This is a genomic window from Enterococcus sp. DIV0174, assembly GCF_050529065.1.
Taxonomy (GTDB): Bacteria; Bacillota; Bacilli; order Lactobacillales; family Enterococcaceae; genus Enterococcus_B; species Enterococcus_B thailandicus.
This window is the reverse complement of sequence record NZ_CP172881.1, coordinates 303550-317665: the sequence shown is the minus strand read 5'-3', so window position 1 is coordinate 317665 and position 14116 is coordinate 303550. Positions and strand designations below refer to the sequence as shown.

Here is a 14116-nt window from a genome sequence, read left to right as displayed (position 1 = left end):
CCTTATTCTTCCTCCATTAACCCTTCTCGAATATCATTTCCTAAATAACTTTGCCAAGTATATAATTGGTGATTAAGCCAAGCATATAATCCTTTGAGCCATTCTGCTAATCCATATTTATTTTCTTTTTCTGCTAAAACAATTCCACGAGTAACAAATAAATTTTGAGTTGCAAAATCAGCGACCATCTCGGTCAACATTTTTTCAGGAGATTCATATTTCAGCTGACCACTTTCCTTAATTATTGTATAATCGACAAATTCCGTAGTCGTTGTTGGAATGAGTTCCCCTTCATCTAATACCAATTGACTTAATTCGTCAAACAACTCATCTTCTTTCGCGATGATTGTTGGTAACTTGGTTTCTAAATAACTACGTTGGTTACCTTTAAGGTACGCTCTTATCTGTTTAAGTTTTGTACGATGAATAACTAAGTTAGACAGAATATGACTAATCATTGCTGCAGCAGTTGGCGTATGATGATCTTGTTCACTTTGAAGTTTTTCTTGTTCATATTTTTGAATTGAATTCATCTTAAGCTAACTCCTTTACTTTCATTCCTTCGACATCATAACCTAACGCTTCGATTTTCTTGCTTAAATCTTCTGGTTGAATGTCTTTTTCATTTATTTCAACTTTTACTTTGCTAGCATTAAACAAAACTTTTACTTTTTCAACACCAGTTTGTTGACTAAGTCCTTGTTCGATTTTTTGCATACAAGATGGACAAGTCAGTGTTCCTAATTGGATAATTACTTTTTTCATGATAAATCCTCCCTTTCACTACATCTCTAGTTTAATTCCTCTGTTTCTTTAAATAATTGATTTCTATCAAGTTTTTTCTTTTTTTGCCGATAAGATAATAAACGCATACCATTAAAAACGACTAGTAGAATACTTAATTCATGAAATAACATACCACTCGCCATATAGACATAGCCGAAAATCAATCCGATTAGTAAGAATAAAACTGTTCCTAACGCAATCCCAATATTTTCTTTCATATTCAAAACTGATTTTTTGGTTAAATCAAACGCATAAAGCAATTTTTTAAAATCAGACTGCATCAACACAATATCGGAAGTTTCCACCGCAACATCTGTCCCGTTCCCCATTGCAATTCCAATATCTGCAATCGCTAAAGAAGGGCTGTCATTGATTCCATCACCAACAAAAGCAACTACTTGACCCTCTTTTTGTATTTTTTTGATATAGTTTGCTTTTTCTTCTGGTAATAGGTTTCCATGTATTTCCGACAGACCGATTTCTTTTCCTATGCTTTCAGCAGTCAGTTGATTATCACCAGATAACATCACGAGCCGTTTGATCCCTTTTTCTTGCAGTTTCTGTAAAGTTTCTTTGACGCCCTCACGAAGTTGATCCTTGATTCCAATCAATAAGACGACCTCATTTTTTGTTGCCACAAATACTAAAGAATTACCTTCTTGTTGTAGTCGTTGCTCGTCTGCTTCAACCTCTGACAGAGAGATAGCTTGATCGCTTAACAATTGGCGATTACCTATAAATAGTTTTTCTCCTGCTACTGTCGCAATAATTCCTTTTCCTTTGATTACAGTGGTATTTGTTACTTGGTACTGTTCAATATTTCCCATCTGTTTTTCCACATACTTTACAATTGCCTGTCCCAAAGGATGATCTGATTCTTGCTCGATTCTAGCGACGAATGGCAGAACATTCGTCGCTGATTGACCATAAGACTTAACACTTGAAACACTTGGTTTTCCATTAGTTAACGTTCCTGTTTTATCGAAAACCATGGTATCTACTCGGCTAAACACTTGCATTACTTCGCTACCTTTGACCAGCACACCGTTTTTTGCACCGTTCCCAATTCCAGCAACATTGGAGACAGGAACACCTATGATTAACGCTCCTGGGCATCCTAAAACTAAAATTGTGATTGCCAAACGAATATCTTTAGAAAACACCCCAATTAAAAGTGCAAGAATCAACACAAACGGTGTGTAGTATGTTGCAAATCGGTCAATAAATCGTTCAGTTGTTGATTTAGCATCTTGTGCTTCTTCAACTAGTTCAATAATTTTCCCAAAAGTTGTCTCTTCACCGACTCGCATTGCCTGTACTTTCAATGTTCCATTTTCTAAAATTGTTCCAGCAAACACTTGATCCTTGGCTTTTTTTGCTACTCGCTGCGCTTCACCGGTAACGCTTGATTCATCAATTGAGCCTTCACCTTCTATAACTACCCCATCTACTGGAACTTGGGCACCAGTTTTAACTAATAACAAATCATCTTCCTCGACCTCATCAATCGGAATCTTTTCCACCGTGTCTTCAAAAAATTTCCAAGCTGTCGTCGGGGCTAATTGAACAAGACTTTGAATAGCAGAACGTGTTTTTTCCAATGTTTTTTGTTCAAGAAAATGACCAAATAAAAACAAGAATGCAACAATCGCAGCTTCATTATACTCACCAATCGCAAACGCACCAAAAATCGCAATTGTTACTAACAGATCAATACTGATAACTTTCACTTTAATTGCTTGGTATGCTTGAAGTCCAATTGGTAAAATCCCAAAAAGAGCCGAAATCGCCATACTTAAACGATACCCTTCTTGATACGAAAAAAATTTAGCAACAAGCGCTAAAAAGATGAAACTCCCACTAATTACCATCAATTGTTTTTTATGACTTAAAATTATTTTTTGACTATTCATTCTAACTCCTCCTTTACTTTTCAATAACAGAATAATCAAAAGAGAAGCGAAAAACATTGATAGCTATCAAGAAAACAAAAAAGGTTGCAATGAGCGGTCACACTCATTACAACCTTTTATCCTTAGCTTTAGTCCAATAATCTTTTTTGTCCTTCAAGTGACTGGATTGGTGTCACATCTTGGGTTACTTCTAAACAACCAAGATAGTCGTCTGCTTCGTTTCTTAACGCAAAATAGCGAATATAGATTTTTTTCCCACGCATATCAATCCAAAACTCGGCTTCAGAACGGGCACCTGAACGAAAATCATCTAAGATTTGCTGCACAATATGCATGCTCTTTGGTGGATGACAATTTACTACTTCTCGCCCAATCACTGACGTCGTTCGTGGAAAAACACGTTCTTTTCCTTCAGAGAAAAAGCGTACTCGATCGTCGTTATCCACAAAGGTTAAATCAACGGGTAGAACTTGAAACATTGCAATCATTTGTTCCAGTTTTAACGTTCCTGTTGGTAGGACAATTGGCTCAGAAACTTCTTTCATTTCGGCTTTGTCTTGTTTTTCTACAAATACTGGTACGCTATCCGTTTCGTTCAACAAGCTTTCGGCAATTCCGTCTGTGGTTGCTTTTGCTTGTTGGATTGCCAACTGACGAGCTGGTTCGCGCTCGCTTTCTTTTTCCAATGCCTCTTGGCTCGGTTTCCAAGGAAGCGGTTCTGGAATAAAGGCAAAACCAATATCAAAACTATCTGCTGCGATTTTTTCCCAATCAGATAAACTAAAGACATCCAGCGTCATCGGCGCCATGATTTCTTCTTCTTTAAAAATCATTTCCTCGATTTCGTTTTTCGTTTCTTCCCATTTGGTAGCAATGGGGTTATATGCTGCTCGTTCGTCTTCCGCTAGCTGAATCAAAGCTTTTACCATGTCGCGAATATCATCATCCACACCCCACATCACTTTGGGTGGTGCTGAAATTCCATATTTTTCCATGTAAGAAAAAATCAATGTTTCTTTACGTGCATAATGCTTATCAATTTGTCTTAGATCCTTGAGTGCTTTAAGTAGTCGTTCTTTTTGTGTCCAATCGCCTGCTTTGATTTTTAACAATAAGTCATCAACTTCATCTGTTAACAAAGATTGTAACACTTGATTTTCTAACTTCAGCGTATGAATAGGATGCCCAGGTTGTTCATGCTCCAAATTCGATCGATGAATCTCATTAATTGATCCCTTAAATACTGCCGCATGAATGTTACATAATCGTTGGATTTCTTGTGGATTTAAGCCACTCTGAATCAATGCTTTTTCAGCTGCTGTGATTTCTGTCACATCCACTCCGTCAAACTCTTGATTAAACAATTCTTTCGCTGCTTCAAACGAACCACCTTCATGTAACAACGTTAAAATTTCTACAATGCGTTCTTGTCGTTGCTGTCTTGTTCGCTCCATCACTCTACTCCTTTCACAATAAATCCATTTTCTTCAAATAATCCGATCACTTTTTCTAAAGGAATTTTTTTCATTTTTGCACCTTTAGGAATCGTCATATAACGACCCGCTGTTTGTAACATTCCTGGTTTTGCAATTGCTTCAAAACCTAATCTATACATCAATTCCTTTACTTCGGGGTAAAGGGAAACTAGTTCAAACAAAGACTTTGATAAATCCAATTCTTTCATTGACATCCTCCTTTTTAATCATGAATGCTCGCTTATTATACGCCTCTTTACTATTATTTTCATTCAAAATTAACACACTTTTTCACAAGCCTTGCTAGAAAAGACAGGGACAGGTTTATTTTTTTAATGCAAAATACAAAGGTGCTAACTCTTTTAACGCTTTGATTGTTTCTGCTACAAGATTTTCTACTGGAGCCTCTGTTTCAAAAAACAAGCGACCAATCTGAAACGAACGATTCCCCATTGCTTCTCTCAATTTTTCTTGCCCTTTCGAATCTGCTAAATAGGTAGCCAAAGGTAAGTGATCCTCCAACTCGTGTTCCACTTGAGGCCAAATGTAATAGCGTTCTATCGCAACTTGTTTACTCCATTCTGGTAATGCAGCTAGCAACTCATTGTATTCTTCCACTCCACCACTTCGCTCTTCACTTTTATACTGTTGAAACATCAAATAAACTTGAAATTGTTTTTTATTTAATAACACAGCCAAGCATGCATTTTCTCGCTGGCGATCTTCGCTGCGGTAAGCACTCCAAAAATGACTTCGTAAATTCCAGCCATTCGTCCAACTTTCAACTTTGGGTTTTTGCATCCCATATTCTACAGGTAACGCTGTTGCAACTTCTAACTGTAACGTTTTCCACTTTTGCCACTGTTTTTTATAATCTGCTTTGATTTCTTCGATTTCTTGTGTTGAATACTGTTCTTTTAATTGCTTGAAAGTATATATTTCTCGATCAAATAATTGGAAATCAGCTTGATTCAATTCCATGTGCGCACCTCTTTCTGTCACCAGTTTTATTGTAAACAGCTCGAGTCAAAGTTGCAATTTTTACTTAGATTTTCAACACTTCCGCTGAAAAAGAGCGCTTTATTAAAAAATTTGCTATACTTTTGCTAAGAAAGGAGTGATCGAATTGATTACAACAACTACAAATAGTGTTGAAGGAACAACAATCGAGGCTTATAAAGGAATCGTGTTTGGTGAAGTAATTACTGGTATCAACGTGTTTAAAGATATCGGTGCAGGATTACGAAATGTATTTGGCGGACGCTCAAAAAGCTACGAAGATGAGCTATTACAAGCTCGAGAAGAAGCGCTAGCTGAAATGGCACGTCGCGCGGAATCCCTTGGTGCTAACGCCATCATTGGTGTAAAAATGGACTATGAGGTTCTTGGTAGTGACAACGGTATGTTAATGGTTACTTGTAGCGGAACTGCTGTAGCTACCCGATAAACAGCATTTCTACAAGTTAGAACGAGACAAAAGCATCGCTTCTCAAAAAAACGACTATTTTTGAGAAAGCGATGCTTTTATTCTGTTTCTAAAAATGAATGGATGTGCTATAAAAAAACATCCAGGATTATTTTAAAGTCAAGTTTTTTTTCTGACGAACATGGTATACTAACAAACGACAGTAGAGTTTATGACGGTGGCTATCCAATTAAAAGTGAGGGGGGATGCGTATGTGCGTACTTCCAAAATCCAGAGAGAGGAGAAGCCTTTTTGCCTGTTGAATCAGCTTTGGAGCTAATGATCGGTTTCGGTTCGTTAATCGCAACGATCATTTTTGGCATCCTAGCAGTAGTCAACCAAGACAAAAAAAAATAACCGTCTACTGCTTCTAACCAGGACGATTATTTTTTCGTTAAATTAATCTGGTCACCGTCTTAAACGGTGCTGTTAGGGAGTTGTTGACGCAACTCCTTTTTCTATACTTATTTTAGCATATTTTCGTTTAAAACACTAGAAACAATTTTTTCCTACTTAGCCTAACTAAAGCTATTCAGGCTCTTTTTTTCATTAAAATAGCTGTGAAACTAACCAATCCTAATCCTAAAACAGCTAACCCAATTGATTGTTCGTCATTCGTTTTAGGTAACTCTTTTACCGTAGAGCTAGCTGCTAAAGGTTCCACACTTTGTTTCGTGTCTGCCGCATAAACTTCTTGGTTTTCTACGTTAGAACCAGCTGAGTGTAAAATAGACTTGATTCGACCGATACTTGACTCAAGATCTGTTTTCTTTGCCTTTGCGTCTTCAATCGCCGCTTGTGCATCTTGAATTTTCGCATCAATTTCAGCACTCGCTGTTTCAATATCTGATTGTGTATTGGTTAAAGTAGTAGATGCGTCTGTCCCCAATGAATGGATTTGTTCTTGAATCTCTTTGGCTTTTTGAATTTTTCCGTCAATATCTTTTTGTGTCGCATCAGCAATTTCTTGTGCATGCGCTAAATTTTGTTCCAATTGTTCATGATTTTTTTGTGCGTTCTCTTTTAGTTCAGTCAAATCTTGATGAATTGTTTCTTGATTTTCTTTCAATTGATTCTTAGCATCTTCTAAAGACTGTTCGATTTCTTTTCGTCGTTCTTCCAACTTTTGAAACCAATCAGGGTCGAATCGCTGTGTTGAAGATTCTGTATTTTCGATTTCATCAGAAGTGATCATTGATTCTGTTGACTCATTTGGTTGTGTTGCTGATTGTGACTCACTCGTTGTCACCGTGTCCTCGATACTTGTCGAGCTAGTTGCTTGTGTTATTCCCGTTGTTTCTGCTAAGACTGGTTGTGCTAAAAAAAACAATCCCGAAGCAGTAACGGTCACTGCTAGACTTGTAACAAATTTTTTCATGCCTGGATCCCGTCCTTATTCTTCAATATTCGTTTTAGTATAAAACAAATCAAGAAAAAGAAACATAAACATTCGTAGGAATCTGTCTAATAAAACCAAGTTACTAGCAATCCACTCTTACACTATTATCAAATTGAGTAGCTATCAGCTAACTGTTTATTTAAATCACTAATTAAAATCATTTACTGAGATCATTTACTGAGATCACATGCCAAAGAAAAGCAGTCACTAAATTCTATCATTCAGTTCCATCTAAACCAGACGATCTGGCCAAGCTGAAGTTCCCCCCATTACATTGATAACATCAAATCCTTGTGAAGCTAACCAATGACAAGCAGTTGCTGAACGTCCGCCTGATTGGCAGATGACATAATACGTCTTCTCTTTTTTCAACTGTGAGCTGGCAGCTTCTAGCTCACTTAACGGAAATGATTCCGCATTTGGCACATGCCCCATTTGATACTCAACTGATTCACGGACATCAATAACAGGTATACTTTTCTTTTTTATTTCTTGATAAAATTCTGCTGGACCAATACTTCTATACATAACTAATCTCCTCTGGTAACACCATTTTATACAGCGCAAACGCACCGTCTAAATTTTTCACTTTAAAGCCTGCTTGTTTCAAAATACGCTCCGCAAGATAACTACGCAATCCACTATGACAACTCACAATATATTCTTTGCCTTGATCCAACTCACCTAAACGCTCTCTCAAATCATTTAGTGGAATAGTGATTGCTTCTTTAAATTTCCCGTGAGCTAGCTCATTTTCATCGCGCACATCTAAAAGAATTTTCCCGTTTTCTAGCTCTGTTGCAAGTTCGTGCCACTGAATCGTTTCACTCACTCCTTCCGCGATATTCATCGCCGCATATCCTAATAAATTCACTGGATCTTTTGCCGAACCAAACGGTGGCGCGTACGTAAATTCTAATTCAGGTAGATCAAAAATCGTCAGTTGTCCTTTGATTGCTGTTGCCAAAATATCTAGACGCTTATCAACTCCTGCAACACCCACACCTTGCGCACCATAAATTTCACCAGTCATTGGATTAAAAATTAATTTTAACAACAACTCAGTTGCACCAGGATAATAAGAAGCATGACTTTTTCCAAGCACATGTGTCACTTGCACTGGCAATCCAGCTGCTTTCGCACTTTTTTCGCTCAAGCCAGTTGAACCTGCAGCTAAATCAAACGTTCGAACAATCGCTGTTCCAATACTTCCTTGATTCGTTCTCGGCAACCCAGCAATAACATCAGCAACTTGACGCCCTTGACGATTGGCTGGAGAAGCTAACGAAATCAGTGCATCTTCACCAGTAATTTGCTGTTTGACTACGATTGCATCACCCACAGCATAAATCGCAGGGTTGCTTGTTTGATAGTTTTCATTCACAACGATTCCGCCACGTAAGCCCAGTTTTAATCCAGCATTTTCAGCCAACGTACTTTCTGGTTGAACACCCACTGATAAAATCGTCAAATCAGAAGCTAACGTTTCACCATTTGCTAAACGAAGTTTCTTCCCTTTTTCTTCAAACCCTACAACTGATTGACTTGTTAAAACTGCTACACCTTGTTTAATTAATTCTTGTTGGACATAGACTGCCATCTCTTCGTCAAGCGTTGGTAAGACGTGTGGCGCCTGCTCTACAATCGTGACTTGCAGTCCACTCTTTTGTAAATTTTCTGCCATCTCTAAACCGATAAAACCAGCACCAACAACAACCGCTTTTTGAGGTTTCGCTTCCAATGCACGCATTACTCGGTCAATATCAGGTACATTTCTGATTGAAAAAACATTTTCAGCTGTTGAAATTCCCGAAATATTAGGAACAAATGGTTTTGCCCCTGGAGATAGAATCAGTGCATCATATTCAACCGTTTCTTTCTGTCCATTTGCTACCACTTCTACCTGCTTCTCTTCTGGAGAAATGTTCACTACTTCATGATTTGGTCGGACATCTAAGCGAAAACGAGCAGCCAATGCTTCTGGTGTTTGAACCAATAACTTTTCTCGCTCATCAATTTCTCCTGAAACAAAGTAAGGTAATCCACAGTTTGCAAACGAAACAAATGGTCCCTTTTCAAATACGATAATCTCTGCATCTTCCATCAAACGTCTTAATCTCGTAGCAGCAGACATCCCGCCAGCTACACCACCGATAATAACAATCTTCATTTTACTTTCCTCTCACTTTCGTTCCACGCCATTGATTCATACCACCACGAACATTCACAGCAGAATAGCCCGCTTTTCTTAACTTCTTAACAGCTTGTTTACTCCGCATACCAGATTGACAAATCACATAAACCGTTTCTTCTTGATTTCCGCGATAATTATTGATTTGCGCTAAAGGAAGATTTTTGGCTTGTCGAATATGCCCCCCTCGGTATTCAGAACTTGTCCGAACATCAACAATTTTAGGATTAGTTGGTAATTTTTCAGCCAATTCTTGCGTAGTGATTGTCGGAATAACCTTAAAAAATGAAAACATTCCTTTCCCTCTTTTCTTTTTTAAAAATATACCTCATGGGGTATATTTAACAGAAGTATTTCAAAACTGTCAAGAAAAACAATTTTGTTAACTTTGAAAAAAAGATTTTTATTTGCAAAAAATACCTACCTGAGGTATATTTCATTTATTATCATCAAAGGAGGACGTCACATTGGAAAACGAAACCAAAGAAACCAAAAAAATCATGAATCGTCTCAAACGAACCGAAGGACAAATCCGCGGCATTCAAAAAATGATTGAAAATGAACAAGAGTGCATTGACGTCATCACTCAGCTAACCGCCGTCCGTTCAAGTATTGATCGGGTGATGGGAATGATTGTTGCCGACAATCTTAAAAATTGTTTTGAAAACCCTGAAACCAATCCTGAAGAACAGTCAAAAAAACTAGAACAAGCAATCAATATGATTATTAAAAAATAAAGATTGTTGGTTCCTCTCCACAAAAAAAGGCTATGACAATATTTTGTCACAGCCTTTTCTTCCGAATAAATAGTGTTCCCAAAGCAGTTTCTTCGACAATAAGTCCTCTCTTCTTAAAAATATGGAAAGCTATTTTTAGAAAAGCATCCTTATTGCTTGAAGCTTGACGCTTTGCGCCACAACCTTCTCATAAAACATTCAGTTAAGTTTAGTCGAACGTAACATTTTTCGATACTCTAAGGCATATAGAACAAACGACAACATCAAGCATATAGCAATTACACCGAAGATTACACTTACCCACGTTTCCGCCAATTGAGGACATACTAATAAGATTACCATCCCTAAATAAATCACTGCTGTCGCCAATTTGCCATACCATTTGGCTCCACTTAATTTTACCCCATGTTTCAGTCCAATTATTCCTGCAATCATCATAAAGCCTTCTTTGATCACAAATAACCCCAGCAATAACCAGATCCATGGTCGATACCATGCCATTGATAAAATCAATACAAATTGAGTAAGTTTATCAGACAAAGGATCTAATAATTTCCCTAATTCAGTAATTTGGTTGAAACGGCGCGCGATATAACCATCCAAAAAATCAGTTAATCCTGAGACAGCAATCACTAACCCTGCCAAATAAAAGGAACGTTGCCAAACAAAATAAAGATATACCGGCAACAAAACGATTCGAAAAAGCGAAAGCCCATTGGGAATTGTTTTGATTTCTTCTCGCCAATTTTGCGTAATTTTCATCTGTTAACAACTCCTTTATCAAAACTTGTTCCATTTTATTTTAACTTAAGCTCTACTAAAACACTACCGTAGTGGATTACGCTTCTTAGTGATAGTAACTATCTGTTTCTTTTTTCTTTTGATGCTGTCGCGTACGCATTTCTTTCAGCAACTCTTTATGCGCCTTTTTTGATCCTCTTTCTAAATCACGTTGTTTTTTTCTCGTTTTAAAATCAATAAACAAACTATCTAAATCGTAACCTTCAGGATATAGTTCACTTGCACTTCGTCTGAACTGCACACGTTGACGAAGAACTGCTATCTTTTCGTTGTTGAAATAAATCATTACTTTTTCTGAACCGTCATCTTCAAATACTAGTCCCTCTTTTTGATGTTCTGTTAGCCATACACGATCCCCTTTTTCAAAATGCCGTTTAGCTAATTCGTTCTTTTTATTCTCAAAGATTTGACCCAAATCAGCAAAGTCTTTTTTCTTTGTTTGATACGTTTTTTGTTGGATATACGTTTGTGCTTGATCGATCAGTTTGGAAGACATCTTCATTTTTTTCGCAATCCACAACGCTTGGCTATCCCCTGTTTCACCTACTTGTAATAAGTATTTCGGTTGTAAAGCATCTCTATCAAATGCCATCGCTGCAGGAATAAAATCTTCATGCTCCTTAGCAAACTTTTTGATTTCACCATAATGGGTCGTCGCAACTAACAAGGCACCTTGCTCATACATTGTTTCCATAATCGCAACAGCTAGTGCCGCACCCTCATTTGGTTCTGTTCCACTGCCAATTTCATCAAGTAAAACTAACGTATTTCTGTTCACCCTTTTTAGAATTTCTGCAATGTTTTGCATATGACCTGAGAAAGTACTCAACGCATTTTCTAAATTTTGTTGATCGCCAATGTCTACGAATAATTCATCGAAAATAGCAAGTTCGGTTCCTTCTTGTGCTGGAACTTGCAAACCAAACATCGCCATCAATGTAAATAATCCTACTGTTTTTAATACAACTGTTTTCCCACCAGCATTCGCGCCTGTAATCACCAATCCACGATAATCAATTCCTAACTCAAAGTCTAATGGTACTGCATTTTCAGCTAAGAAAGGATGTTTTCCTTGCTTGATTGAAATTCGTTCTGACTTATTGACGCGTGGCGTGATTCCTTGTAATTCACGGCTATACTTCGCGCGGGCAAAAATGATATCTAACGCTGTAATTGTTTCAATAATCAAACTGATTGCTTGCTCTTCTTCTGCTAGTAACCCGGTTAGTTCAGCTAACACTTGGTATTCTTCCGCAATTTCTTCTGCTTTCAGCAACTGGTACTGCTCGTTTGACTTAGCGATAACCGTGGGTTCGATAAAAACAGTCGTTCCTTTATTTGATTGTTCAATAATCGTTCCTGAAAATTTATTTTTATAACTTGCCTTGATTGGAATCGTGTAATGCTCACCCTTTTGAACAATCATTGCCTCTTGAATCATTTCTTTATGATTCGGATGCCGTAAAATTTTTAGTAAGCGTTCTTGAATTTCTTTTTCTAAATTCTGTAATTGTTTTCGTACTTTTCTTAAATTTCGTGAAGCGTCATCGCTTACTTGTTGATTAGTTATTTTTTGATAAATCATTTCTTCCACTGGCAATAAATCTGGCAAATGATTACTATACACATGTAAAGTGGGTGTTTGATATTGATTTTTCTCAAAAAACTTCGTAATCATTCGACTACTTCTCAAAAAATCAGCATATTCAACCAAGTCTGCGGGTGCTAAAATCAAGCCTTTTTTTACTTGATCTGTTAAATAACCAATTCGACTAAGTCCCATAAATGGTACATGTTGGTTACTTTCTAAAATCATTCGTGCTTCTTTTGTCTCGATTTGCCAAACCTGAACAGTTTGCAAATTTGTTTGAACAGTTGTTTGTTCAATTCGCTCCTTGGTGTATTGCCCAATCGCACGTTTTTTTACTTCTTCTTTGATTTCATTAAATTGTAGTTTTTCAATCATTTGATTATTCATATTCTCTCCTTTTCTGCGAAGAGATACCCGTCTCAAAATAAATAAACACCTAGAAACATTTCATTGCACAAAATAAACACTTACTTCAAACCCTTTTCAAAACTCATTGGAGCAACGCAACCCACATTCGCTTATGACGTCTTTTTTCGTACAAAAAAAGGACGCAACACAGCTTAGAAGTTGTGTCCCATCCTTAAAAGGTCAAAAAGTATGTTCTTCTGACAGGTATCACTCATAAGCACACCAAATAAACCACTAGTGGTTCATTGGTTATTCAACTTACTAATTAGATACCTGCTACACTCACAAAAATTCCCCATTCATCTAGGTTTATTTATTTTCTACTTAAATATAGCAAGCGAATTTTAGTTTGTCAATTTTATGCATCAATCTGTGGATTTCTGCCAGTGATTCTGATTTGAATTCCATTTGGATCAAAAAGAATCAATTGTCCTTCTTCATTTTTTTCATAGTCGATTGTTTTTGTTTTCCAATGTTTCTCTAGACGAGTCAATTCAGCTAGTGGTACTTCAAACGTATAGTAATTTAAGCCAAGATCATTGGGCTCCATCGCTGGGATATGTGTACCTAACCAAATGTTGCTACCAATATGATGATGATAAGAACCTGCCGCAAAAAATTTTGCTTGATTACCAAAATCATTTTTCAAACTCAACCCGAGCACTTCTGTAAAAAATGTTTGTGTTTGGTCTAAATCACTAACTTTTAAATGAACATGACCTACAATCGTCCCCTTAGGAAAGCCTTGCCAGTGCCGACTAGCTGCTTCCAGTACACCATCGCCATCCAACTCTTCCGTTACTCCGACGATTTCACCGTCTTCTTTAATCGTCCATTCACTCATCGGTTTATCTCGATAAACTTCGATGCCATTTCCTTCGGGATCAGTTAGATACAATGCTTCGCTATACCCATGGTCACTAGCACCCGCAATCGGCGCTTCGATTTGTAAATAGTGAAGTAAAGCATCACCCAACGCTTCTCGTGTAGGTAATAAAAACGCGACATGATATAACCCAGTTTTTCGAGTAACGGGTAATGGATTTTCGATTTTGATTAAAATCAATAGCGCTTGATCTTTCACGCCCAAAACACTTTGATTTTCTGTTGATTCAAGTAACGTTAATCCGATGACACGTTCATAGAAATCAGTCATTTTTACTAAGTTTGAAACATTTAATGCAACTACTCCGATGTGTGCCGTAGCTGTTAATTGAAAATCTGGTATTAAAATTGCCATCGCACTTTCCTCTTTTTCTATTTATTTGATTACATCCAGTATACAGCTTACTTTTTGTAAGTTAAAATAAAATGCTTGTCCGCAAAAAAAGTGTGAGGCAAATTTTCACC

The 14116-nt window shown here is 37.2% G+C and carries 16 protein-coding genes; 3 read left to right on the top strand and 13 right to left on the bottom strand.

What is annotated here, in order from left to right; translation table 11 throughout:
* Positions 1 to 2: 2 nt before the first annotated feature.
* From IGJ93_RS01575 to IGJ93_RS01550, 6 genes are all read right to left on the bottom strand, one after another.
* Complete coding sequence (locus tag IGJ93_RS01575; protein WP_270344449.1) at positions 3 to 533, bottom strand: ferritin-like domain-containing protein; 531 nt, start codon at positions 531 to 533, stop codon at positions 3 to 5.
* A gap of 1 nt (position 534) precedes the next feature.
* The gene (locus IGJ93_RS01570; protein WP_086270567.1) at positions 535 to 765 is read right to left on the bottom strand and encodes a heavy-metal-associated domain-containing protein; all 231 of its coding nucleotides are present in this window, start codon (positions 763 to 765) and stop codon (positions 535 to 537) included.
* A 26-nt stretch (positions 766 to 791) separates the two neighbouring features.
* A complete protein-coding gene (locus tag IGJ93_RS01565) occupies positions 792 to 2699 on the bottom strand; it encodes a heavy metal translocating P-type ATPase (RefSeq protein WP_086270566.1) in 1908 nt (635 codons plus the stop codon).
* Between the two features lie 128 nt (positions 2700 to 2827).
* Entirely contained in the window at positions 2828 to 4153 is a 1326-nt protein-coding gene (locus IGJ93_RS01560) for a DUF438 domain-containing protein (protein ID WP_430596974.1), read from the bottom strand.
* Positions 4153 to 4383, bottom strand: coding sequence for a DUF1858 domain-containing protein (locus tag IGJ93_RS01555; protein ID WP_067481478.1), 231 nt, complete (start codon positions 4381 to 4383; stop codon positions 4153 to 4155). The genes IGJ93_RS01560 and IGJ93_RS01555 overlap by 1 nt, the downstream gene beginning before the upstream one ends.
* Before the next feature lie 115 nt (positions 4384 to 4498).
* Positions 4499 to 5155 (bottom strand): HI_0552 family protein, encoded by a 657-nt coding sequence (locus IGJ93_RS01550; RefSeq protein WP_067481480.1) that lies wholly within the window; start codon positions 5153 to 5155, stop codon positions 4499 to 4501.
* Positions 5156 to 5300: 145 nt separating this feature from the next.
* Between IGJ93_RS01550 and IGJ93_RS01545 the strand changes: the two genes are divergently transcribed.
* Both IGJ93_RS01545 and IGJ93_RS01540 read left to right on the top strand, forming a co-directional pair.
* Positions 5301 to 5621: a putative heavy metal-binding protein gene (locus IGJ93_RS01545; protein WP_218658062.1), complete on the top strand. Its 321-nt coding sequence runs from the start codon at positions 5301 to 5303 to the stop codon at positions 5619 to 5621.
* Positions 5622 to 5891: 270 nt separating this feature from the next.
* Positions 5892 to 5996 carry a putative holin-like toxin gene (locus tag IGJ93_RS01540; RefSeq protein WP_231885371.1) on the top strand — a complete coding sequence of 35 codons (105 nt, stop codon included), beginning with the start codon at positions 5892 to 5894 and terminating at the stop codon, positions 5994 to 5996.
* A 175-nt stretch (positions 5997 to 6171) separates the two neighbouring features.
* Here the strand turns inward: IGJ93_RS01540 and IGJ93_RS01535 are convergent, their stop codons facing one another.
* From IGJ93_RS01535 to IGJ93_RS01520, 4 genes are all read right to left on the bottom strand, one after another.
* Positions 6172 to 7017 (bottom strand): LPXTG cell wall anchor domain-containing protein, encoded by an 846-nt coding sequence (locus IGJ93_RS01535; protein ID WP_067481484.1) that lies wholly within the window; start codon positions 7015 to 7017, stop codon positions 6172 to 6174.
* A 252-nt stretch (positions 7018 to 7269) separates the two neighbouring features.
* Positions 7270 to 7566, bottom strand: coding sequence for a rhodanese-like domain-containing protein (locus tag IGJ93_RS01530; RefSeq protein WP_311798017.1), 297 nt, complete (start codon positions 7564 to 7566; stop codon positions 7270 to 7272).
* Complete coding sequence (locus IGJ93_RS01525; protein WP_067481488.1) at positions 7559 to 9208, bottom strand: FAD-dependent oxidoreductase; 1650 nt, start codon at positions 9206 to 9208, stop codon at positions 7559 to 7561. The genes IGJ93_RS01530 and IGJ93_RS01525 overlap by 8 nt, the downstream gene beginning before the upstream one ends.
* Position 9209: 1 nt before the next feature.
* Positions 9210 to 9524 (bottom strand): rhodanese-like domain-containing protein, encoded by a 315-nt coding sequence (locus tag IGJ93_RS01520; protein ID WP_067481490.1) that lies wholly within the window; start codon positions 9522 to 9524, stop codon positions 9210 to 9212.
* 205 nt (positions 9525 to 9729) lie between these two features.
* Here IGJ93_RS01520 and IGJ93_RS01515 point away from each other — a divergent pair, with 205 nt between their 5' ends.
* Positions 9730 to 9966, top strand: coding sequence for a metal-sensitive transcriptional regulator (locus tag IGJ93_RS01515; RefSeq protein WP_067481516.1), 237 nt, complete (start codon positions 9730 to 9732; stop codon positions 9964 to 9966).
* Positions 9967 to 10164: 198 nt separating this feature from the next.
* Here IGJ93_RS01515 and IGJ93_RS01510 read toward each other — a convergent pair whose 3' ends face one another.
* From IGJ93_RS01510 to IGJ93_RS01500, 3 genes are all read right to left on the bottom strand, one after another.
* Positions 10165 to 10728, bottom strand: coding sequence for a CDP-alcohol phosphatidyltransferase family protein (locus IGJ93_RS01510; RefSeq protein WP_067481491.1), 564 nt, complete (start codon positions 10726 to 10728; stop codon positions 10165 to 10167).
* Between the two features lie 85 nt (positions 10729 to 10813).
* The gene (locus tag IGJ93_RS01505) at positions 10814 to 12745 is read right to left on the bottom strand and encodes an endonuclease MutS2 (protein ID WP_270492905.1); all 1932 of its coding nucleotides are present in this window, start codon (positions 12743 to 12745) and stop codon (positions 10814 to 10816) included.
* A gap of 379 nt (positions 12746 to 13124) precedes the next feature.
* A complete protein-coding gene (locus tag IGJ93_RS01500) occupies positions 13125 to 14006 on the bottom strand; it encodes a VOC family protein (RefSeq protein WP_311801921.1) in 882 nt (293 codons plus the stop codon).
* Positions 14007 to 14116: the final 110 nt, after the last annotated feature.